Origin of the sequence: Pseudoalteromonas sp. S2721 (assembly GCF_005887425.1) — a bacterium.
GTDB classification, from domain to species: domain Bacteria; phylum Pseudomonadota; class Gammaproteobacteria; order Enterobacterales; family Alteromonadaceae; genus Pseudoalteromonas; species Pseudoalteromonas simplex.
On record NZ_PNCZ01000024.1, the window covers coordinates 19,590 to 41,525 of the forward strand.

The 21,936-nt window shown below is 40.3% G+C and carries 21 protein-coding genes; 7 read left to right on the forward strand and 14 right to left on the reverse strand.

Annotated features, from left to right (window positions below; translation table 11 throughout):
- Nucleotides 1-42 precede the first annotated feature (42 nt).
- From accC to cutA, 5 genes are all read right to left on the reverse strand, one after another.
- Nucleotides 43-1,383, reverse strand: coding sequence for an acetyl-CoA carboxylase biotin carboxylase subunit (gene accC, locus CWC02_RS09965; RefSeq protein ID WP_054552430.1), 1,341 nt, complete (start codon nt 1,381-1,383; stop codon nt 43-45).
- A 23-nt stretch (nt 1,384-1,406) separates the two neighbouring features.
- A complete protein-coding gene (accB, locus tag CWC02_RS09970; protein ID WP_054552429.1) occupies nt 1,407-1,871 on the reverse strand; it encodes an acetyl-CoA carboxylase biotin carboxyl carrier protein in 465 nt (154 codons plus the stop codon).
- Between the two features lie 31 nt (nt 1,872-1,902).
- On the reverse strand, nt 1,903-2,355 hold the full coding sequence (aroQ, locus tag CWC02_RS09975; RefSeq protein WP_138600159.1) for a type II 3-dehydroquinate dehydratase: 453 nt from the start codon (nt 2,353-2,355) through the stop codon (nt 1,903-1,905).
- 328 nt (nt 2,356-2,683) lie between these two features.
- Nucleotides 2,684-4,510, reverse strand: a complete 1,827-nt coding sequence (locus CWC02_RS09980; protein ID WP_138600158.1) for a protein-disulfide reductase DsbD — start codon at nt 4,508-4,510, stop codon at nt 2,684-2,686.
- The gene (cutA, locus tag CWC02_RS09985; protein WP_054552426.1) at nt 4,510-4,830 is read right to left on the reverse strand and encodes a divalent-cation tolerance protein CutA; all 321 of its coding nucleotides are present in this window, start codon (nt 4,828-4,830) and stop codon (nt 4,510-4,512) included. Before cutA ends, CWC02_RS09980 begins: the two co-directional genes overlap by 1 nt.
- A gap of 162 nt (nt 4,831-4,992) precedes the next feature.
- On the opposite strand from cutA, the gene CWC02_RS09990 reads away from it, so the two are divergent.
- The 7 genes from CWC02_RS09990 to CWC02_RS10020 all read left to right on the forward strand — a co-directional run bounded on the left by CWC02_RS09990 (nt 4,993) and on the right by CWC02_RS10020 (nt 12,308).
- Nucleotides 4,993-5,469 (forward strand): FxsA family protein, encoded by a 477-nt coding sequence (locus CWC02_RS09990; RefSeq protein ID WP_054552425.1) that lies wholly within the window; start codon nt 4,993-4,995, stop codon nt 5,467-5,469.
- A gap of 143 nt (nt 5,470-5,612) precedes the next feature.
- On the forward strand, nt 5,613-5,900 hold the full coding sequence (locus CWC02_RS09995) for a co-chaperone GroES (protein WP_036973362.1): 288 nt from the start codon (nt 5,613-5,615) through the stop codon (nt 5,898-5,900).
- 51 nt (nt 5,901-5,951) lie between these two features.
- Nucleotides 5,952-7,598, forward strand: a complete 1,647-nt coding sequence (gene groL, locus CWC02_RS10000; RefSeq protein ID WP_138617996.1) for a chaperonin GroEL — start codon at nt 5,952-5,954, stop codon at nt 7,596-7,598.
- Between the two features lie 395 nt (nt 7,599-7,993).
- On the forward strand, nt 7,994-9,028 hold the full coding sequence (locus CWC02_RS10005) for a hypothetical protein (RefSeq protein ID WP_138617998.1): 1,035 nt from the start codon (nt 7,994-7,996) through the stop codon (nt 9,026-9,028).
- Nucleotides 9,029-9,624: 596 nt separating this feature from the next.
- Nucleotides 9,625-10,770: a radical SAM family protein gene (locus tag CWC02_RS10010; protein WP_138618000.1), complete on the forward strand. Its 1,146-nt coding sequence runs from the start codon at nt 9,625-9,627 to the stop codon at nt 10,768-10,770.
- On the forward strand, nt 10,760-11,332 hold the full coding sequence (locus tag CWC02_RS10015) for a 3'-5' exonuclease (protein WP_138618002.1): 573 nt from the start codon (nt 10,760-10,762) through the stop codon (nt 11,330-11,332). Before CWC02_RS10010 ends, CWC02_RS10015 begins: the two co-directional genes overlap by 11 nt.
- A gap of 10 nt (nt 11,333-11,342) precedes the next feature.
- The gene (locus CWC02_RS10020) at nt 11,343-12,308 is read left to right on the forward strand and encodes an aldo/keto reductase (protein WP_171043835.1); all 966 of its coding nucleotides are present in this window, start codon (nt 11,343-11,345) and stop codon (nt 12,306-12,308) included.
- Between the two features lie 105 nt (nt 12,309-12,413).
- Here the strand turns inward: CWC02_RS10020 and CWC02_RS10025 are convergent, their stop codons facing one another.
- From CWC02_RS10025 to CWC02_RS10065, 9 genes are all read right to left on the reverse strand, one after another.
- Nucleotides 12,414-13,892 (reverse strand): NAD(P)H-hydrate dehydratase, encoded by a 1,479-nt coding sequence (locus CWC02_RS10025; RefSeq protein WP_138618006.1) that lies wholly within the window; start codon nt 13,890-13,892, stop codon nt 12,414-12,416.
- Between the two features lie 118 nt (nt 13,893-14,010).
- Nucleotides 14,011-14,823, reverse strand: a complete 813-nt coding sequence (gene speD / locus CWC02_RS10030; protein WP_054552422.1) for an adenosylmethionine decarboxylase — start codon at nt 14,821-14,823, stop codon at nt 14,011-14,013.
- A gap of 88 nt (nt 14,824-14,911) precedes the next feature.
- On the reverse strand, nt 14,912-15,325 hold the full coding sequence (locus CWC02_RS10035) for an OsmC family protein (RefSeq protein ID WP_054552421.1): 414 nt from the start codon (nt 15,323-15,325) through the stop codon (nt 14,912-14,914).
- A 146-nt stretch (nt 15,326-15,471) separates the two neighbouring features.
- On the reverse strand, nt 15,472-15,819 hold the full coding sequence (locus CWC02_RS10040; RefSeq protein WP_054552420.1) for a DUF3802 family protein: 348 nt from the start codon (nt 15,817-15,819) through the stop codon (nt 15,472-15,474).
- Nucleotides 15,820-15,947: 128 nt separating this feature from the next.
- Complete coding sequence (astD, locus tag CWC02_RS10045) at nt 15,948-17,417, reverse strand: succinylglutamate-semialdehyde dehydrogenase (protein ID WP_138618008.1); 1,470 nt, start codon at nt 17,415-17,417, stop codon at nt 15,948-15,950.
- An 18-nt stretch (nt 17,418-17,435) separates the two neighbouring features.
- Nucleotides 17,436-18,452 (reverse strand): arginine N-succinyltransferase, encoded by a 1,017-nt coding sequence (astA, locus tag CWC02_RS10050; protein ID WP_054552418.1) that lies wholly within the window; start codon nt 18,450-18,452, stop codon nt 17,436-17,438.
- Between the two features lie 80 nt (nt 18,453-18,532).
- On the reverse strand, nt 18,533-19,738 hold the full coding sequence (locus CWC02_RS10055; RefSeq protein WP_054552417.1) for an aspartate aminotransferase family protein: 1,206 nt from the start codon (nt 19,736-19,738) through the stop codon (nt 18,533-18,535).
- Between the two features lie 369 nt (nt 19,739-20,107).
- A complete protein-coding gene (locus CWC02_RS10060) occupies nt 20,108-21,268 on the reverse strand; it encodes an HDOD domain-containing protein (RefSeq protein ID WP_138618066.1) in 1,161 nt (386 codons plus the stop codon).
- 48 nt (nt 21,269-21,316) lie between these two features.
- Nucleotides 21,317-21,895, reverse strand: coding sequence for an anthranilate synthase component II (locus CWC02_RS10065; RefSeq protein WP_135923252.1), 579 nt, complete (start codon nt 21,893-21,895; stop codon nt 21,317-21,319).
- Nucleotides 21,896-21,936: the final 41 nt, after the last annotated feature.

Consider the following 21,936-nt stretch of genomic DNA (forward strand, 5'->3'; position numbering starts at 1 on the left):
GCCGGCAAAGTTGCCGGCTTTTTAGCTTAAACAGAATTTTGTTTACAGACCTAGTTTCTTCTCAAGGTAGTGGATGTTTGTACCACCGTTTTGGAAGTTCTCATCTGCCAAGATTTTCTTGTGCAGTGGTGTGTTGGTCTTGATGCCATCGATCACTAATTCGTTTAACGCATTGCGTGAACGAGCAATAGCTACATCACGGTTTTCACCGTAACAGATCAGCTTACCAATCATTGAATCGTAATGAGGTGGTACTGTGTAATCTGCGTAGATGTGGCTGTCCCAACGAATACCTAATCCGCCTGCAGGGTGGAATCGCGTGATTTTACCTGGTGATGGAATAAAGGTGTCTGGGTCTTCCGCATTAATACGGCACTCAATTGCATGACCACGAATAACCACATCTTCTTGTGTGAATGATAATGGTTGACCCGCTGCAATTTTTAGCTGTTCTTTGATTAAGTCAACGCCAGTGACCATTTCTGTTACTGGGTGCTCAACCTGAATACGGGTATTCATTTCGATGAAATAGAACTCGCCGTTTTCGTATAAGAATTCGAACGTACCTGCACCGCGATAACCGATTTCGATACATGCACGAGTACAACGGTCACCGATGAACTTACGCATTTCAGCTGTGATACCTGGCGCTGGCGCTTCTTCAACAACTTTTTGGTGACGACGTTGCATTGAACAATCACGCTCACCTAAGTGAACGGCATTGCCTTGACCGTCTGCCAGTACTTGAACTTCGATGTGACGTGGGTTTTCAAGGAATTTTTCCATGTAAACCATGCCATTACCGAAGAACTGCTTAGCTTCTTGCTGAGTAAGAGCGATTGAATCAATCAGTTCTTTTTCGCTGCGAACAACACGCATACCACGACCACCGCCGCCGCCTGCTGCTTTAATGATTACAGGGTAACCAATGCGCTTAGCGATTTGAATGTTGCGCTCACTGTCTGCCGTTAATGGGCCATCAGAACCTGGTACACAAGGTACACCGGCTTTACGCATCGCTTCGATTGCAGAAACTTTATCACCCATTAAACGAATCGTGTCGCCTTTAGGACCGATAAATACAAAGCCGCTTTGCTCAACTTGATCAGCAAAGTCTGCATTTTCAGAAAGGAAACCATAACCTGGGTGGATAGCAACTGCGTCTGTTACTTCTGCCGCTGCAATAATGCGCGGAATATCTAAGTAACTTTCAGTGGCTGCTGGTTTACCAATACAAATTGTTTCGTCTGCCAGTAACACGTGCTTAAGATCACGGTCTGCCGTTGAATGCACAGCAACAGTTTTGATCCCAAGCTCTTTGCAGGCGCGCAGTACGCGAAGTGCAATTTCACCTCGGTTTGCAATGACTACTTTATCTAACATAGAGTTGGCCTTTTGTTGCGCTATTATTCAATGATGAATAAAGGTTGATCGAATTCTACTGGCTCGCCATTTTCAACTAAGATAGCTTTTACTGTGCCTGCTTTATCAGATTCGATTTGGTTCATCATCTTCATTGCTTCAACGATACATAACGTATCGCCAACATTTACTTTAGAACCTACTTCTACGTATGGTGCTGCTTCTGGAGAAGCCGCTGAGTAGAATGAACCAACCATAGGAGATTTAACTTGATGGCCAGTCGGTGCAGCTGGAGCAGCCGCTTCTGCTGCTGGTGCTTCTGCTACTGGAGCTGGAGCCGCTGCTGGTGCAGGTGCAGCAAACTGCTGTGGTGCATACTGCATTGCAGGTGCTGCAGACATGTTGTTACGATTGATGCGTACTGACTCTTCACCTTCAGTGATTTCTAATTCAGCAATACCAGATTCTTCTACTAGTTCGATAAGTTTTTTGATCTTGCGAATATCCATTGAACGACCCGCCTGTTAGTTATTTAAAAAATTAATGTGTGTTTTGCAACCGGCTAACAGCAGCTTCAAGTGCCACCTTATAACCCATTGCTCCTAATCCAATAATGACGCCTTGTGCCACATCCGAAAAATACGAATGATGACGGAATGCTTCTCGAGCATGCACATTACTTAAATGCACCTCGTAAAAGGGAATGTTTACACTGAGTAATGCATCCCGTAAGGCTACGCTTGTATGCGTAAATGCAGCAGGATTGATAATTATTGCATCAACCATTTGCCATGCATCGTGAATGCGTTCTATTAATGCAGCTTCACTGTTACTTTGGAAATGCGTTAAATCAACATTGAGACCGGCAGCAACCAGGCTAAGTTCAGCTATAATCTCATCAAGAGATTGAGTACCGTACTTTTCTGGTTCACGCTTGCCAAGCATGTTTAAATTTGGCCCATTTAGAACTAAAAGTTTGAATTTTGCAGCCATAATACGCGATATATCCTATAAGTAAGCAGTTTAACCATATTCATCATAAACCCACGCTTAACCTAAGCGTGCTGATGTAAAATAGCAACTATTTCTCACGTTAACCACCTATTATAGATATTTCGACGTAAATAGCAGCAAAATACTGGTCTAATCACTCCCCATTCGTGGCAAAGTCAAGCATAGCAAGGCACACAACAGGGTCATTCCAGCTGTTTTCCTGCTGATAAATTGAGCTTCACTGAATGAATTTGCTATTTTTCATGATGCAGATACAAAAACGCCACTCAGATGAGTGGCGTTTTGCTATTTTCTTGCACGTTTGCGTTTATTTAGCGGTATTTCGTACTTTTGCTAAATGTTCTGCAAAGTCTTTGGCATTTAAAAAGCCTGTTACACGCTGCTCTAAAAGCTCATTACCTTGGCTATCAAAGAACAAAATGCTCGGCAACCCAAATACCGTGTATTCTTCCATTAGCTCTATGGTCTTTGCATCGCTTTCAGTTAAATCGATTTGAATTAATTCAAAGTGAGCAAATTGCTCTTGCACTTTAGCGTCAGGAAACGTGTAGTGCTCAAACTCTTTACAGGCAACGCACCAGTCGGCATATAAGTCGACCATTACTAAGCGCCCTTCGCTACTTGCCTGTGCAATTTCTTCTTTTAATTCACTTAGATTAGCAACTTGTCTAAAACCATGTGTTTGTACAGCAGCTTCAGCAACTACCGCTTTACTAGGCCAAAAATAATTTTTCGTTAAACTTGCCCCAGTTACAACCAATAAGGTTGCTGCAAACCACAATGCTGTTTTTAGCTTGCCCTGTGATTGACCACTTTGCCAATGGTGTAAATAAAGCGCTGTAGCAAGTGCCAATAAACCCGCCATTAACCAGATAATTTCAATATCAACAATACGCTCTAACAGAATAAGCGGCACGACCAGCATGATGAAACCAAATAGGGTTTTCACTTGCTCCATCCAACCACCTGCTTTTGGTAGTAATTTACCGCCAGAAGTCCCCAATAATAATAACGGTAAGCCCATGCCTAAACTGAGCACATAAAGTGTTAAACCACCGACAAGATAGTCACCACTTTGCGCCACATAAAGTAAAGCAGCAGACAATGGTGCTGTTGTACACGGTGAGGCAATCAAACCAGACAGTACACCCATCATAAATACGCCAACATAGTTGCCGCCTTTTTGCTGGTTACTAACCTGAGTGAGTTTATTCATCATGCCGCTAGGTAATTTGATTTCGTACCAGCCAAACATCGACATTGCCAGCAATACAAATAAGATACTAAAGCTGATCAGTACCGTTGGATGCTGTAAATACCCTTGTACTTGCCCACCTAATGATGCAACCACTAAGCCCAGTGCTGCGTAAGTAACTGCCATACCTTGTACATACACAAACGACAGCGAGAACGCTTTTTTAGTCGACAAATTCTGCTGACCCGCTATAAGGCTCGACAAAATCGGAAACATTGGGAATACGCATGGTGTAAAGGCAAGACCAATACCCACTAAAAAGAAGATTACTAGGTTAGTTAGTAAACCTTGCGATGCCAGCTTATCGGTATATGACTGCTCACCTGCTGGTTTTGATGCTTCTTGAGAGGGCGCTGATGATGCTTCATTTGTATCAGCTGCTTGTGTTAATGCCGCTAATGCGTTCCCCGCATCTGCAGTCTGTGATACTTGCTCACCTGCAATCACAGATAAAGGAATGGTTCTAACTTCTGGCGGATAACATAACCCTGCTTCGGCGCAGCCTTGAAAACGCACTTTAACAACTGCACCTTCTGTGACGTTGCTGAGCTTAGAAACCACACTTAACGAATCAAAGAATACCTCAGTCTTACCAAAAAATTCATCTTCAATAATCACGCCCTTGCCAAGATCAGGAACTTCAATATCAGCGCCTTTGGCAATAATTTCGACTTTCTTTTTGTAAAGGTAATAATCAGGCGCAATATCCCAGCCAATAAATAAGGTTTTGCCTTGCTGGTCAAAATCGAAAACAAACGCCTGATCAACCGGGAGAAATGTTTGCTCCGCAGGTTGTAGTAGATTTCCAAGTAAATTGTTATTACTTGCACTTGCTGGCATAAGCCACAATGCACAAAGTAATAAAAGGAACGATCGCATTAATTAAGTACCTCATCCATCCAATTAAAATAGGCTAAATTGCCCGTAGCCACATCAACGACCTGAATTTCAGGCACCTCATAACTATGCAATTTCTTGATAGTTTGGATCACCTCATTCATTTTTTCTGACTTAGTTTTGATCAGTAACTTACTCTCAATAGCTTGAGTTACCTCGCCTTCCCACATGTAAATAGATTCAATAGTAGGCAAAATGTTCACACAAGCAGCTAGCTTTTCTTTAACTAGATGTTGTGCCAACTGACGGGCTTCAGCCTCATTTGCACAAGTCGTAAAAATAAGTCGAAAATGCGTAGTCATAAGGAACCTTTATTTGATTACGTGAGTCGCACCATAGTAGCCGATAGTAACTATAATGTGTAGCGAGCAAGGTGATCCTAGGTTCCGTCTTGAAAAATGACCTGCTCACCCCAATTTATATTTCACTGACTCGAAAGAGAATGACATTTTTTAGAGAGCGTTATGTTTAGATTTTTGTTTTTGTTATTTATTTTAGTGCCGATTGTGGAGATCGCGTTACTCATCCAAGTGAGTGAAGTGATCGGCGGCTTTGCCACCATAGCGCTTGTAATTGTGACCGCGATTGTCGGTGCGAAATTAGTGAAGCAGCAAGGTATGGGCGCGATTCAAAACGTGCAATTACAAATGGCACAAGGGCAAATGCCTGCAAAAGAATTATTTACTGGATTATGTGTGATTATCGCCGGTGTTTTATTAATGACACCAGGCATCATGACTGACTTTTTTGGCTTTTTACTACTTACGCCAGCAATCCGCAACAAACTGGCTGCAGGCCTTGCTAGTCAAGCGACCGTGCGCATGAGTTCGCAGGCAAATCAAGGCTCTGCACACTTCCAATATCATAGTAAAACAACCACTCATGAAGAACCAAACCATCAACCTACAACTATTGATGGTGAATTTGAGCGAAAAGATTAAAATTTTTTAATTTTTTTACTTGGATTTTTTTAAGCCACCCCCATTAATGAATGCAATGAAACGCAACGGGTGGCTTAGCACTCCCCTGCAATAACACAAGATTTTTTCTGTACTGTTCAGAAACTGTTAGGAGAACTAAATAAATGAACATTCGTCCTTTACATGATCGCGTCATCGTTAAGCGTCTAGAAGAAGAAACTAAGTCTGCTGGCGGTATTGTATTAACTGGCTCTGCAGCTGAAAAATCAACTCGCGGAGAAGTTATCGCTGTTGGTAATGGCCGTGTTTTAGACAACGGTGAAGTAAGAGCATTAGAAGTTAAAGCCGGTGACACTGTGCTGTTCGGCTCTTATGTTGAAAAAGCTGAAAAGATCGAAGGTCAAGAGTACCTGATCATGCGTGAAGATAACATTCTAGGCATTGTAGGCTAATCCTACTTTTCGTTTAGCAACCCGTTTACAGAATTTAAGAGGAATTTAATCATGGCAGCAAAAGAAGTACTTTTTGCAGGTGACGCACGTGGCAAAATGCTAACTGGCGTAAACATTTTAGCAAACGCAGTAAAAGTAACTTTAGGTCCTAAAGGCCGTAACGTTGTATTAGACAAATCATTCGGCGCTCCAGTGATCACTAAAGATGGTGTATCTGTTGCAAAAGAAATCGAGCTTGAAGACAAGTTCGAAAACATGGGCGCTCAAATGGTTAAAGAAGTAGCGTCTAAAGCGAATGACGCTGCAGGTGACGGTACAACAACTGCAACAGTATTAGCGCAAGCTATCGTAAACGAAGGCTTAAAAGCAGTTGCAGCGGGTATGAACCCAATGGACCTTAAGCGTGGTATCGACAAAGCAGTTACTGCAGCAGTTAAAGAGCTTAAAGCACTGTCTGTTCCATGTGCAGACACTAAAGCAATTGCACAAGTAGGTACTATTTCTGCTAACTCTGATAAAGAAATCGGTGACATCATTGCAGAAGCAATGGAAAAAGTAGGCCGTGATTCAGGCGTTATCACTGTTGAAGAAGGTCAGTCGTTAGAAAACGAACTAGACGTAGTTGAAGGTATGCAGTTTGACCGCGGTTACCTTTCTCCTTATTTCATCAACAACGCTGAAAAAGGCGCTGTAGAGCTAGACAACCCCTTCATTCTACTTGTAGACAAAAAAGTATCTAACATCCGTGAGCTACTACCTACATTAGAAGCAGTAGCTAAAGCTAGCAAGCCACTACTTATCATTGCTGAAGACCTTGAAGGTGAAGCACTTGCAACACTTGTTGTAAACAACATGCGCGGTATCGTTAAAGTATCTGCGGTTAAAGCACCTGGTTTTGGCGACCGTCGTAAAGCAATGCTACAAGACATCGCAGTGTTAACAGGTGGTACTGTTATTTCTGAAGAAATCGGTTTAGAGCTAGAGAAAGCGACAATCGAAGACCTAGGTACAGCGAAGCGCGTTGTGATCACTAAAGATGATACAACAATCATCGACGGTGCAGGCGAAGAAGACGGCATCAATGGTCGTGTTGCACAAATCAAAGCACAAATCGAAGAAGCGACGTCTGACTACGATAAAGAGAAACTACAAGAGCGTATGGCTAAACTAGCTGGCGGTGTTGCAGTAATCAAAGTTGGCGCAGCAACTGAAATCGAAATGAAAGAGAAGAAAGACCGCGTTGAAGATGCACTACACGCAACTCGCGCAGCGGTTGAAGAAGGTGTTGTACCTGGTGGTGGTGTTGCACTAGTTCGCGTAGCAAGCAAACTTGTTGAACTTGCTGGCGACAACGAAGACCAAAGCCACGGTATCAAAGTTGCACTACGTGCGATGGAAGCACCACTTCGTCAAATCGTAACTAACGCAGGTGACGAAGCATCTGTTGTTGTTAACTCAGTAAAAGGCGGTGAAGGTAACTACGGTTACAACGCAGCATCAGGCGAGTACAACGACATGATCGAAATGGGTATCTTAGACCCAACTAAAGTAACGCGTTCTGCACTACAGTACGCAGCTTCAATCGCGGGTCTTATGATCACAACTGAAGCAATGGTTGCTGAAATCCCGAAAGATGAGCCAGCTGCTCCAGATATGGGCGGCATGGGCGGCATGGGTGGTATGGGCGGCATGATGTAATTATTGCCCGACACCCTAAACATTGATTTATAAGGGTTTATCCACCCTCTGTAGAGACATCTGTAGAGACATGGGTAAACCCTTTTGTATATCTAGGTATACACTTACCCACTTTTCTATATCTTTTTAAGAAATATAATTACTTCTCAGGTTCATCCTTAAGCAACATCCTCACAAGTTAACTTACTTCTGCCTTGAGTATGTTCCTACTGAGTTACAGGGGGAGAGGTGAAGGTAATGAAGTCTCTTAGAGATTGCATCGAGGAGTGCTTCTTACATAAAACATAGGTTTAATTTACTGATTTTTTTATTTATGCTCAAAGCTTAAATAACAGGCTTTTCATTAATATTAATTTAAGGGCAGTTTTAGAGTGTATTTGATATCGCAAATAGAAATGAAACATATCAAGCTATTGAACCTAGAAGAGTTGAAAAGAAACAGTATTTCAATAAAACTTCCCTCGGGTGAAATCACACTAGAAGTGTTCGAGGACGCAGCTAAAGAAAGTGACCAAGGTGTAGGTACTTTAAGGTTAACGTTGATAAGAAATCTTCAATTTAAAGAGCAGCTTGCAGAATTGATGAGATTATACTGCGAGGGATATAAACCCAAGGCAAATACAAAAAGCAGAACTCAATCAATGAGTGACCTTTCAATTCATGCAGGCCCTGACTCGCCTTTAGATATGTACCCAAAAAAATTAGAATCATTCTTATCTGTTGAAATTGATAGTGCTTCAGAGATTATTAAATCTGTTTTATCCACATTAAGATGGCGCTTAAGACTTGAGTCAAGTGTATATCCAAGCTCACAAATCAGAACCTACTGCTCAAGAGATAAATCATCTGGCTGGCGACTGATTTTTCAGCCAGAAAGTGAGCCTTATTTCAACAAAAAGCAAGCTTTGAAAGTTGATACCACCCTTTTAAAAGAAACTCTCGAATTGTCTGTTATTGATGATGGTGGGCTTACAGGGCATGAACTACTAAGAGAAGCTAAGTTAATCTGTAATGCAAGCTCTAGGGCATCTTTAATTATGGGAGTTGCAGCTATTGAGGTCAGGTTGAAAGACTTAGTCAGTTTTCTATCTCCAAGTAGTGAATGGCTCATTAGAGAGATACCTAGTCCTCCTGTCGTTAGCATAATAAAGCATTACTTAGCTGAACTGCTGGAAATCGAAGGTGAAGGTTCAAAAAATGATCTTGAGGCTTTCAGGAAAACTGAACATTTCCAAAGGATTAATACGGCTATTGCGCATCGTAACAAAGCTTCACATAAAGGCCATAGCGGGCTAAATGACGATGAAATCTATGACACTTTAAATTCATTTGAACAATTCTTATGGTTCTGCGATTATTTATCTGGTTTTGAATGGGCTAGACACTATTTTGATAACGAGTTATTGAGTCACTTACCTAACTTCAAATAGCTGCTCGCAGCCGTCAATGAATTATTGTGTTTATCTAGCCTCAAATGCCTATAAAAGTACTTAATAACCTCTAAAAGGAGCTATATGAACTTTCAGTGATGGGTCAGGAAAAACACAATCAGAGCTCTTTAATCAACTCGAACACTATTACATTGAAGCCTTTGAACACTAAGGACATTTGGGCCTAAATTAACTCCTGCACCATCTTGCCTTTAGAGTACTTAGCATATTGAAGGCACTACCACTTAGCTGTTCTTAAACTTTTAACAATGAGTAACATCGTTAGTTCATTTGCTTGAATACCTCGGCTTTAACTATTAAGTAAAGACTTTGGCTTCACTCATAAAAACCTTCTAATAAAAACTACGATGTAACCCATAGCTAACTCGCTAAACTAAGTAAATTCATCATATCAAAATAGCATAAAATACTACTTCAGTAATATTTGAAATATATTTAACTTAACCTTCATTCATTTCTATTAAATGTGTTATAAAAAGATAGGCCATATCTGTTACATGGTAAGTGAAAAATATTGCTACAACCTTTTATTTTAGTGATTTTATATATTTAAACTTGAATTTTAAGGAAAAAATTTGAAGAAAATACCATTTATTTCTATTACAGAATTAGAGCAATTAAAAGATAATTTAAAAGCACCAATCGAGTATCGAAAATCAGGGCTAAGCTTAAACCATATTATGGGTTGTCCGCTTGATTGTTCATATTGTATTCGACATACTTATGACAACTATGAGATGAAAAAACCACATAGACTTTTGACAGATGAAGAGGCTGTTAAGCAGTTGCTTGCCCATAAGTATTTCGTCCCCAATAAAACCCCGATTCAAATTTTCAATAGAGCCACAGACCCTTTTTTACCCAGTGTAAAAGATAGCTTATTTAAAATTCTATCATTACTTGCTGAAAAAGGATTAACTAATTTAGTCATCATTATCACAAGATTTAAAATTTCAAAGCAAGATGCGCTGAAACTAAATAACTACTTACCTCTAAAAGTGAATCTTTTCATAACTTATTCTGGAATTGAGAATAAAACGATTGAGCCTATCAGCTCTGAAATTGCAAAAAACAGTTTGAGAACAGCATATGAAGCAAGGATTAATTTCAAAGTGATTCTCTATTGGCGACCGATAATTTCTGGCTTTAACGACTCTGAAAAGCACATTGAAGATGCAGTTCAACTCTCAAAATATTCAGACGCTGTAGCATTTACAGGGCTTTTCTTTAGAGAGGAAGTAAAAAATTACTTCGAAGAAAATGGTCTCCCGATGCTTTACCAAGAAGTAGCAAGAAGAAAAATTTTTCCTGAAGATAAAGAAAGCAAAATATTAAAGCTTTACTTTAAATTTGGCGGTAAAAATATCTTCAGGAAAACTTCCTGCGCTATATCTAAATCATGGCAACAACCTGATTATAATGGGCATTACGGAATTAGGGAACTTTGTGATATTTGTCCAGAAAAACAAGTAAGTATATGTAAGTCATTTTTTAGGCAACCTGACACTATCAACATCAATAGTTGCTTAAATAAGATCAATAAAACAACTCCATTCACAGTAAATGAACGTTCAATAATTTTTAAAAATTTAGATGAACAAGATAGGTACTTTATACAGCATAACTTAGAATACCAAGCTCATGACATCTCTAAACCCCACTATAAAGGAAGACATGGCCGAGCTGAAATAGGCTGGAGAAAACTTAAAAATGAACATTAAAAATATTGTTTCAATAGATATCGAGGGGAATGGGGCTTCGCCAGCTGAAATAATTGAAATCTCAGTTATAAAAGTTCGGGAAAATAAAATAATTAAAGATAAAACATGGTTAATCAAACCGGAAAAACCTGTAAGTAAGTATGTTACAGATATACATGGAATTAGGAATGAAGATCTTATTGGAAAGCCATTTTTTTCAGAAATCAAAGATGAAATTTTAGATTATGTTAGAAATTCAGTATTGTTATCTCACAATGTTTCAGTTGAGAAAAATATTTTAAATAGGTATCTACCAGAGTGGGAACCATTAGGATTTATTGATACTCTCACAGCATCTAAAAAAATATTACCTAACACTAAAAGCTTCTCATTAACTAATTTAGTAAAAGAACTTGAAATTGAGAATCTATTTATAAACAAGGTTAACAAAAAAGCTCATCGCGCTGAGTATGATGCATATGCCGCACTTTATCTTTACTTTGAATTACTAAAAATAGCAAAAAAGAAAGGAATAGCTTTTTTAGGTTATGAAGATAATATGGTGCAAAAAAAATTATTCTAAAAGGGTAGAAATGTTTCCAATAAACACAAAAAATTCTATTTGCTTCGGAACTTGGGGGTTAGGTGGTGAGAACTATATATCTAATACTCCTCTTGGGTGGCCTGAGATAAGTGATCACGAATCTATTTCTCTACTAAGATATGCTTTTGATAAAAATATTAGACATTTCGATACATCTGATTTCTATGGCCGTGGAAAAAGTGAAGTTTTACTTAGAAATGCTTTTGGTGAAAAAATTAATCAAGTTTACATATCAACAAAAGGTGGTATAAAAATAGCACCAATGCAATCATCAAAATCTTTACAAAAAGATTTCTCAGTAACTTATATTAAAAATCAAGTCTTTAAAAGCTTAGAAAATTTAAATAGAGATTATATTGATCTTTACATGCTACACGGACCTAACCTAAGTGATATTTCCGATGATCTTTTGTTATTATTAGAAGATTTAAAACGACAAGGAATCATTAAGAGTGTAGGGGTCTCAATGAGGAGAAGCAAATTTAAAGCATCATATGAATACTTATCTGAAATACCTCACATTGATGTTTTACAATTTCAATACAACGCAATGAATCATGAAGATATTGATTATATAAAAAATTTAAAAAACAAGAAAAACATCAATATGGCAAGATCGCTCTTTGCCCATGGATTACTTCTTAAAACCAAAGGTAACTTTTTGTTTGGACCATCTGATCATCGTTCTGATAAGGTAAGGCATGATACAGAACAGGCTATTTTGAAATATCAAGAGATAATTCGTTCACAATTAAATATGTCACCTTTGACTGCCTCTTTATGTCTAGCAATTCAAAATAATAAAGTGGACCTGCCTGTAATTGGTTTCACAAAAAAAGAGCAAATTGATGAAGTTTTAAATACAATTAAAAATATAAAAGTTATGCAAGAGAACACTTTTAACGATATTATTTCTATTGCAAAAAAAACCTTCACTACGAATAAAGAACCATAAATTAGCATTAAAAATTCAGAAATATAATTTTATAAAATTAAAAACATGTGGATTTTATTAGCTTTGAGATAGCATTATAAAAACTGATATATTATAAACAATATATCAGTTAACCAACTCCCTCACTATCGCAAACAAGTCACTCGCTAACATACCTCTTTCGCCTTCACGTTCTGCGGCAATGTCACCGGCTTTTGCATGTAAGGTTACGCCTAAGCAAGCGGCTTGCTGAGGAGTAAGCCCCTGTGCGATTAGTGCCGCTATGATACCTGTTAATACATCGCCACTGCCACCAACCGCAAGTGCAGGGTTACCGTCGGTACACACCCATGTTTGGTTATTATCAGCAATTAAACTGCCAGCACCTTTGAGTACACAAGTAGTGGTATAGCTACGTGCGAGCTGCTTTACCGCATGAAAGCGATTTTCTTCAATATCGCGAGCGCGACAATTAAGTAACCTTGCTGCCTCACCGGGGTGTGGTGTAATAACGGTATTAGCCAATGGAAATGACGAAGCATGCTGAGCCATTAAATTAAGTGCATCTGCATCAATAACCAGAGGCTTGTTATTAGTAAAGCAATACTGCATTACTGCTTCAAAGGTTGTTTCCGACCAAGTGTCTTGACCAAGTCCAGGGCCAATAGCAACACAAGTTGCCCACTCTAGGGCGCTAATCAGGTTTGTATCTGTCACCATTAGTTCTGGCCGGCCAATACTCACTGGTAGAATAGAGCTACTATGGGTATACACTTTGACCATACCCGCACCGGTGCGAAGCGCTGCCTCTGCGGTTAAACGAATAGCGCCTGCAGTCCCTGAATTACCACCAATACACAGCAATTTACCATGGCTGGTTTTATGGCTGTTGTTATCGCGATCAGAAAGCCTCGGCTGTGTCTGATAATTGATAAGCTCTGCCGTGGGTGATGTCAGTTTTAAAAAGGCATCTTCAATACCTAAATCATTAAACTCTAGCGTCCCTGTATGCTCTCGCCCTTGCCCTGTCACTAAACCTTGTTTAATACCTACAAAAGTCACAGTGAGCGCGGCTTTTATTGCCACTCCTTGTACGACACCTGTGTCGGCATGTATGCCTGAAGGTAGATCAATAGCAACTATCGGCACTTGGCTTTCGTTGGCAGCTTTAATCAGCTGTAAAAAAGGCTCGCGCACATTGCTTTGAATTCCCGTGCCAAGCAGGCCATCAATAATGATATCTGCTTGCTCAATAGCACTGGCATCAGCGGTAATTGTCCCTCCTGCGTTGAGCCAAGCTTGCTGAGCACTGAGCGCATCACCTTTGAGCGGTTTATCAGGTATTGCTGCAATAACCGTAACCTGTTTGCCCGCTTGTTTAGCTAAACGAGCAACAACATAACCATCACCGGCATTATTACCAACGCCCGCTAACACAACGAATGTACTTATTTTAGGAAAATAGCTGATAGCTTGCTGATAAGTCGCCAGCCCTGCTCGCTCCATAAGCTCATACAAGGTGATACCAGAACGCTTAGCTGCGGGTCCTTCATGGTCACGCACTTGCTCTGCTAAAAATACTGACTGCGAGAGAACAACTGACATATCTATCCTTAAATTGGCCTTTTAATCAGCATATAAGCACAGATAAGTGCAGTCAATGAGGCATAAAAAAACGGCGCGTAACTTACATTACGCGCCGTTTCTTTAAAGCTTTAGTGATTTACTCAGTGTCTGGTAAGTTGCGACCGTAGAAGATTTCTTGCATCTCGCGGGTCAGCTTAGAGTAGATAACTTCTTCTTCTTCTTCAGAAAGATCTGCTGTAGAAACACCGAATAGGTAAGTATTCAAGTCAGTTTCTTTTAACATCATCTTAGTGTGGAACAAGTTCTCTTGATACACGTTCACGTCCATCATTTGGTACGCTTCTTTGGTATCTTCAGTCATGTAGTTCTGAATTGAGTTAATTGCGTGATCGATATAGTGTTTAACACCATCTACGTCACGAGTAAAACCACGTACGCGGTAGTCAATTGTTACAACATCAGACTCAAGGCTGTGAATTAAGAAGTTTAACGCTTTTAATGGCGAAATAATGCCACACGTTGATACTTCGATATCAGCACGGAACGTACAAATACCATCATCAGGGTGTGCTTCTGGGTATGTGTGAACACAGATGTGGCTCTTGTCTAAGTGCGCTACTACTGTTTCAGGAAGAGGGCCCGGCGCCTCATCAACGTCATACGTTGTTTGTTGCTCAATTGGCTCTTCAGAGATCAAGATTGTCACGCTGGCACCTTGCGGATCATAATCTTGGCGAGAAACATTTAGAATGTTTGCGCCAATAATATCCACAACTTCACCTAAAATATCGGTAAGGCGATCAGCACTGTACTGTTCGTCGATATATTCAATATATTCTTTACGCTGTTGTTCCGTCTTTGCGTAACAAATATCGTAAATACTAAAGCTTAAGCTCTTAGTTAAGTTATTAAAGCCATGAAGCTTAATTTTATCGAAGGGTTTATTCATGCTAAACCAACCTTAAAACGAGTGAAACCTGCACCAGCAGAAATAAAAGTTCGCGGATTTTATACGAATTTTCTGCTCGGAAAAAGCGTTATTTTACCTGTTCTTGCACAACTTCATGACTATGCGTAATTTCTACTGTTTTATCAAGCATTAAGGCTACAGAACAATACTTTTCAGCAGACAGTTGTACCGCTCTTGCAAGGTGCTTTTCAGAGACATTATCACCGGTAACCACAAAGTGTAGGTTAATCTTAGTAAACACGCGAGGCGCTGATTCAGCACGCTCAGCTGTTAGCTTAACTTGCACATCAGAAAATGACTGCTTGGCTTTTTTTAAAATACTAACAACATCAACAGATGAACAACAACCTGCTGACATTAAAACCATTTCCATTGGGCTTGGCGCAGCACTATCGCTACCTGCATCAAAAACTACATTATGACCTGAATTTGAAAGGCCAATAAACGTATCGCCTTCTACCCATTTTACATTCGCTTGCATGTGCTTTATCTCTTAAAGTTATTTTGCTTGATTGTAAGCAAGTCACACACAGATGCAAGGGATAAGAGGTGAGCTTTAAAGGAAAGCGAGTTGCCTAACGTTGAGCTGCTCGCTTAAAGACTAGAAATTGTGTTGTGCTTTATACATTAGGCACTTTCTACAACAGCACTATCAAATAAGTTTTTCACTAATCCAGCAAACTCATCTATAAACGCGTGCTGTTCAACGGTTACTGTATGATTGGTGACGCTGCTTAGCACTTCTTGTAAGTCATATACGATACCGTCGACTTCGCGAACAATTTGGCTGCGTTGTTCAGTACTAAGCTCAGTGTGTTGCTCGCAAAGTAACATGACATTTTCTGCTATCACATCTTCAATCAGCTCTAACACTGTTGGAGCTCCTGGTTTAATTTGACCCGGCTTCTCAAAAAGCGCTAAATTTTGAGTGAGATACATGACAAGATCATCGTACCCTTGCCTATCTAAAACCATACGACTACACACCTAATAAAAAACTATCTCTTTAGATTTAAGCAGAAAGCGCTTTTAATTGCTACCTTTGCCAAGCATCTCATACAAAAAAAGCAGCCGAAGCTGCTTTTTGTAATGATTTACGATTATTAATCAATTTTTAAGCCTGGGCTTAATGTCGCTGGCATTGCTACTTTTTCAAGTTCTACCGAAGCAACCGGATATGCACAATAGTCAGCAGCATAATATGCGCTTGCTCTGTGGTTACCTGATGCACCAATACCACCAAATGGTGCAGCACTTGATGCACCCGTGATAGGACGGTTCCAGTTTACGATACCCGCACGAATACGACGTAGGAAATGGTCGTAATCTACTGCACTGTCGCTTAATAAGCCAGCTGATAAACCAAAGCTTGTGTCATTCGCTTTATCAATAGCAGCATCAAAATCAGTGAAACGGAATACTTTAAGCAGTGGTCCAAAGTGCTCTTCGTCTGGGAAGTTAGCTACATTTGTACACTCTAAAATACCCGGAGTTACGAAACCGGTATTTTCTTTATGTGTAAGCTCAACAAGCACTTCTGCGCCAAGCTCAACAAGCTGCTGTTGCGCTTTGACCATACCAGCTGCTGCCGCTGAAGAAATCATTGACCCGATGAAAGGTTGATCTTCTGCGTCGTAGTCACCGACTTTAAGTGCTTTAGTTGCTTTAATAAGACCCGCTAGGATGGCGTCACCCTGCTCGCCTGCTGGTAAGAATAACTTACGCGCACACGTACAACGCTGACCTGTAGAGATAAACGCAGATTGAATAATATCGTGGATAGCCGCTTTAGTATCAGCAACATCAGTAACGATAAGCGGGTTATTACCACCCATTTCTAAGGCTAAGATTTTACCCGGTTGACCAGCAAACTGTTCATGTAAAAGATGACCAGTGCGCGAAGAGCCCGTAAAGAATAAACCGTCAATCCCTTTATGAGATGCCAGCGCTTTACCCGTTTCTACTTCACCTTGCACTAGGTTGATAACACCTGCAGGCAGGCCTGCCTTTTGCCATAACTTTAACGTTAACTCAGCAACTGCTGGCGTTAGCTCAGACGGCTTAAATACCACGGTATTACCAGCTAAAAGTGCAGGCACAATGTGACCATTTGGTAAGTGACCAGGGAAGTTATAAGGACCAAACACAGCTACTACACCATGAGGCTTATGGCGGATCATCGCACGACCTTGTGGCATTGGGTTTTCAACATCACCTGTGCGCTCTAAAAATGCTTTTTCAGAGATAGCAATTTTACCCACCATCGCACCTGCTTCAGTGCGTGTTTCCCAAAGTGGTTTACCTGTTTCTTGTGCGATAGCAATCGCTAATTCTTCGCTGTGCTCTTTAAGCGTTTCTGCGAATGTTTTTACAATCGCTAAACGCTCTGCAAATGTTTTATCAGCCCAGCTGTAAAATGCTTCACGTGCAGCAGCGACTGCGCCGTCTACTTGTTCAGCAGTGGCAGTGTTTGCTTGCCAAATTACATCATTATTTGCTGGGTTTACAGATTGAAAAGTATGACCAAGGCCTGCTTGCCATTGACCATTAATAAATTGCGCTGCATGAGTCATTAATATGTCTCCTGAATTCTATAGTTTTGCAAGTGATACTGAATCACCCGCTTCTAAGTGAAGTGCTTTTGCTAATTCACTTGAGATTGTAATGCTATCGGCATCACATGATAGGCTAACTTGAGTCACGGTTGCTCTAAAATCAGCAATTTTATCATTTGCTAACAATACCGTAGTGTCGCCTTGGCTTTCACCAATTTCTACTTTAACCGTTTGGGCATTTCTCACTGTAGCAATGTTATCAACTTTTGCTTCAACAGTTGGGCCTGCATCAAAAATGTCTACATAACCATTGAAGGTAAAACCTTCGCTCTTTAAAAGTTCAATCGCAGGGCGTGTATTATCATGCACTTGACCAATCACAGCTTGCGCATCTTTGCTCAGTAAGTTGACGTAAATAGGATATTTAGGCATTAACTCGGCAATAAATACTTTTTGGCCAATACCCGTTAAGTAATCTGCCGTTGGAAAGTCCATCGAGAAAAAGTGCTCTTCTAGCCATTGCCAGAATGGGCTTTCGCCATTGTCATCAGAAACACCACGCATCTCAGCAATTACGGTGTCAGCAAAACGCTCTTTATGTTGATTAATAAACATAAAACGCGCTTTTGAAAGCAATTTACCGTTATTATTTTTACGGTAGCCATCTTTTAAGAATAATGTGCACAGCTCAGTTGCGCCGGTGTAATCGTTACACAGGGTTAATATATCAACGGCTTTATACACGTCTAGCGTACGAGAAGAATGAATCACTTTGCTTAGATGATAATGATAAAAAGCATCATCTAAACCAACTGCAGCTTCAATCCCCGAAGTCCCTACAACTTCACCCGTTTCGCTATCTTCAAGAACAAACAAGTAACCTTCATCACCTGGCTGTTGCGCAGCTTTTGCAAATGAGCTGACAGAATGATCAATTTTCTTTTGTAATAACTCTTCATTATTAGGCAAAGACGTAAAGCCATGGCCTGACTCATCAGCAATCTTTACTAACGCTTGGTAATCGCTTTGCTGGATTGGGCGAAGGATCATCATAAGTCCGCTTGCTCCCTTATAAATAACGGTAAATTAAGAAATGTGGGCAAGCTTAACTTGCCCTGAAATGACAGTTTCGTTTAGCCGTTAACGACTTTTGCAACTGCTTTTTCGAAACGAGCCATACCTTCGCGGATATCAGCTTCTGGAATTACAAGTGACGGAGTGAAACGAACAACATCAGCGCCAGCTACTAAAGACATAACGCCTTCTGCAGTACCAGCCACTAAAAACTCTTTTGCACGACCTTTGAATTGCTCTGTTACTACAGCACCAATTAATAGACCTTCGCCACGGATTTCAGTGAATACATTGTACTTTTCGTTAATCGCAGTTAGTAACTCACGGAATAACGCAGACTTTTCTTTAACGCCGTTAAGTACTTCTGGTGTATTTACTGTGTCGAATGCAGCTTCAGCTACTGCACACGCAAGTGGGTTACCACCGTAAGTAGAACCATGAGTACCCACTTTTAAGTGCTTAGCAATATCAGTTGTGGTGATCATCGCACCGATAGGGAAACCACCACCTAATGCTTTTGCAGTCGTTAAGATATCTGGAGTTACGTTTAGACCTTGATAAGCATAAAGCTCACCCGTACGGCCAACACCGGTTTGTACTTCATCAAAGATTAGTAGTGCATTGTGTTTAGTACACAGTTCACGAACACCCTCAACAAACTCAGCAGTTGGCGAAATAATGCCACCTTCACCTTGTAGAGGTTCCATCATTACCGCACAAGTATTGTCTGAGATAAGCGCTTCAAATGCCGCTAAATCGTTGTAGTCACAGTGAACGATATCACCAGGTTTTGGACCAAAACCATCAGAGTATGCAGCTTGACCACCTACTGTTACAGTAAAGAATGTACGGCCGTGGAAACCTTTGTTGAATGAGATAATTTGTGACTTTTGCTCACCAAAGTTATCAAGTGCAAAACGGCGTGCAAGTTTAAGTGCCGCTTCATTTGCCTCTGCACCTGAATTAGCAAAATATACTTTTTCAGCGAACGTTGCGTCAGTTAGCTTTTTAGCTAAGCGAAGCGCTGGCTCATTAGTCATTACATTTGATAAGTGCCAAATCTTTTCGCCTTGCTCTTTTAATGCACTTACAAGAGCTGGGTGACAATGGCCAAGACAGTTAACAGCAATACCACCCGCAAAATCGATAAATTCACGACCTTCTTGGTCCCATACGCGAGAACCTTCGCCTCGAACTGGAATAACACTTGATGGTGCATAGTTTGGAACCATTACTTGATCAAATAATTCGCGATTGACTGTCATTTTATATCCTCATAATTGTAAGCACACACAGAGTTTGGTGGCGCTTTAAAGCAAAACTAAGCCATTTTACTTAGCCGATTGAGCTTAGCGCAAAATCACCAAAATTACTCTTTGGTTCAATTTTCATTCATCCATTATTTCAGAAAATTTTCGTTATGTCTCTTAGAAAACTTTCATGCAGGCCTTGAAAACAAAGGGCTTGAGATATTTTTTCATGGATAGTGAATAACTATTTGAAGGCCTTTTTTTGCTCGAAATACTACAAAAAGGCGTAAGGCTAGTGAGCCAAGCACTGGCTAATGACAAAAACTTTGTCGCTGTGGATTGATAAACAATGAATGAATAGTCGCAAAAAAATTAACAATTTTTTTAATTAATTTGGATATGAAAGTGATCAAAATTGCATTTAGCTAACTGTTCAAGCTCTTCCTTAGTGAAATCGAAGTGTGCAAACCAACGCTCAGTTTCGTCACTTTCGACCAATTGATGCTCATTTAAACTTAAAAACTGAGCGTAACAACGTGCTTTTAAAATCACCTTGGTAAGCGGCAAATATTCATCGTTTTTAGCTAATGGAGTCGTTAACTGCTGCATCACCGCATTAAATGGTAAATACCTAAAGGCCATTTGTTCAATTACTGTTGCGGTTACTTTTAATGACAACTTGCTAAGCAAACTACTTAAAAACAAAGGATCAGGCTTGAGCTCTAATAATGCGGTATGCAAGTCTTTCTTTTGTTCATCACGCGCCATAGTTACTTTACGCTGCCAAACTCGCTCAAAAGTGCGTAAATACAAACGTACTAAGGCAATCTTCCCAACATCAAGCAGCATTCCAAGCGTAAATGCATGTTCTTCATTTACGCCATTTAGCTTTGCTATTTCTTGCGCTGCAATGGCACACGCCATTGAATTATCTCTTAGTCGACGCTTTAAAAGCGGGAATGGCTCAGTACTATGAGGCATCCAGTGGCGTACAGCAAATGTCGGCACGACAAACTTCAAGTTATCTAAACCAATGTAACGAAGTGCTAAAAGCGGGTTATCAACTTTAACGGAAGTATGCTTATTACGTTGTTGACGGTAAAAAGGCAAGTTCACAAACGCGACTAGCTCGCGCCCCAGCCAGCTTAAATCTTTAACCAAAGGCTCAAGTCGACCCACTGAAGCTGAACGTACAGCTAAAATATCTAAAATAGCAGGTACACTGTCTTGAATCCCAATCGTTTCGTGAATTACAGTATCAATATCTTCAAGCTGCTTATTCATCGCAGTTTCAATAACTTGATGTAACTGCTTACTCGCTTGAGCACGATATTTATGATGCGCCGTGCTTACCTTCTGACGTTTTTTTTCAGCAGCAACTTCTACTTCTAATAAAGTACGTTGCTCCATTGACTCGCCATAATCGATTTCTAAGGTATGAATAAAGCCAATTTGGCGCTGCGCAAAACTATGACCAAGCAAAAGATCGTGCGCGCGCTCATTAAGCACCATCGCAGTCCTTTGTTGTCGGGTTTCTTCAGTCATTTGCACAGGCGTATTGTCGGTCATATTTGTTAATTCACTAGCCTAAGATTAGAAGCGAGTTAAAAAGTTAGCAAGTAATTCAAGCCCTTGTTGGGTCAAAATTGCTTCGGGGTGAAATTGCACGCCTTCAAGTGCTAAATCATTATGCATGATCCCCATAATTTCATCAAAATCAGAATTTTGTTCTGTCCATGCAGTAATAGTGAAGTCACTAGGTAAGCTTTGTTTATCAACCACAAGTGAGTGATAACGACACACCGTCAGCGGGTTAGCTAAACCATTAAACACACCTTGGTTGCTATGCTTAACTAATGATGTTTTGCCATGCATCACTTGCTTAGCGCGAATAACATCAGCACCCAGAGCCTGAGCAATGGTTTGGTGCCCTAAGCAAATACCGAGAATTGGCAACTGCCCTTTTAGTTGTTCCACCACTTGTAAAGAAATACCCGCTTCGTTTGGCGAACAGGGCCCAGGTGAAAGTACGATGTGCTCTGGGTTAAGCTGTTTAATCTCAGCGATACTGATCTCATCGTTTCGTTTAACTAATACATCTTGATCCAAGCGCTGAAAATATTGCACTAGGTTGTATGTAAACGAATCATAATTGTCGATCATTAACAGCATTGCGTGTAACCCAAAATTACTCAGTCAAAATAATGAAGGCG

Excerpts from the sequence above, each read along its gene's own strand:
- astA (WP_054552418.1), bottom strand. The coding sequence starts at position 18,452 with ATGATGATCCTTCGCCCAATCCAGCAAAGCGATTACCAAGCGTTAGTA.
- cutA (WP_054552426.1), bottom strand. The coding sequence starts at position 4,830 with ATGACTACGCATTTTCGACTTATTTTTACGACTTGTGCAAATGAGGCT.
- CWC02_RS10035 (WP_054552421.1), bottom strand. The coding sequence starts at position 15,325 with ATGCAAGCGAATGTAAAATGGGTAGAAGGCGATACGTTTATTGGCCTT.
- CWC02_RS10025 (WP_138618006.1), bottom strand. The coding sequence starts at position 13,892 with ATGTCAGTTGTTCTCTCGCAGTCAGTATTTTTAGCAGAGCAAGTGCGT.
- groL (WP_138617996.1), top strand. The coding sequence starts at position 5,952 with ATGGCAGCAAAAGAAGTACTTTTTGCAGGTGACGCACGTGGCAAAATG.
- CWC02_RS10055 (WP_054552417.1), bottom strand. The coding sequence starts at position 19,738 with ATGACAGTCAATCGCGAATTATTTGATCAAGTAATGGTTCCAAACTAT.
- CWC02_RS10005 (WP_138617998.1), top strand. The coding sequence starts at position 7,994 with ATGAAACATATCAAGCTATTGAACCTAGAAGAGTTGAAAAGAAACAGT.
- accB (WP_054552429.1), bottom strand. The coding sequence starts at position 1,871 with ATGGATATTCGCAAGATCAAAAAACTTATCGAACTAGTAGAAGAATCT.
- aroQ (WP_138600159.1), bottom strand. The coding sequence starts at position 2,355 with ATGGCTGCAAAATTCAAACTTTTAGTTCTAAATGGGCCAAATTTAAAC.
- CWC02_RS10065 (WP_135923252.1), bottom strand. The coding sequence starts at position 21,895 with ATGCTGTTAATGATCGACAATTATGATTCGTTTACATACAACCTAGTG.
- CWC02_RS10020 (WP_171043835.1), top strand. The coding sequence starts at position 11,343 with ATGTTTCCAATAAACACAAAAAATTCTATTTGCTTCGGAACTTGGGGG.
- astD (WP_138618008.1), bottom strand. The coding sequence starts at position 17,417 with ATGACTCATGCAGCGCAATTTATTAATGGTCAATGGCAAGCAGGCCTT.
- CWC02_RS10040 (WP_054552420.1), bottom strand. The coding sequence starts at position 15,819 with ATGGTTTTAGATAGGCAAGGGTACGATGATCTTGTCATGTATCTCACT.
- CWC02_RS09990 (WP_054552425.1), top strand. The coding sequence starts at position 4,993 with ATGTTTAGATTTTTGTTTTTGTTATTTATTTTAGTGCCGATTGTGGAG.
- CWC02_RS10015 (WP_138618002.1), top strand. The coding sequence starts at position 10,760 with ATGAACATTAAAAATATTGTTTCAATAGATATCGAGGGGAATGGGGCT.
- CWC02_RS10060 (WP_138618066.1), bottom strand. The coding sequence starts at position 21,268 with ATGACTGAAGAAACCCGACAACAAAGGACTGCGATGGTGCTTAATGAG.
- CWC02_RS09995 (WP_036973362.1), top strand. The coding sequence starts at position 5,613 with ATGAACATTCGTCCTTTACATGATCGCGTCATCGTTAAGCGTCTAGAA.
- CWC02_RS09980 (WP_138600158.1), bottom strand. The coding sequence starts at position 4,510 with ATGCGATCGTTCCTTTTATTACTTTGTGCATTGTGGCTTATGCCAGCA.
- accC (WP_054552430.1), bottom strand. The coding sequence starts at position 1,383 with ATGTTAGATAAAGTAGTCATTGCAAACCGAGGTGAAATTGCACTTCGC.
- speD (WP_054552422.1), bottom strand. The coding sequence starts at position 14,823 with ATGAATAAACCCTTCGATAAAATTAAGCTTCATGGCTTTAATAACTTA.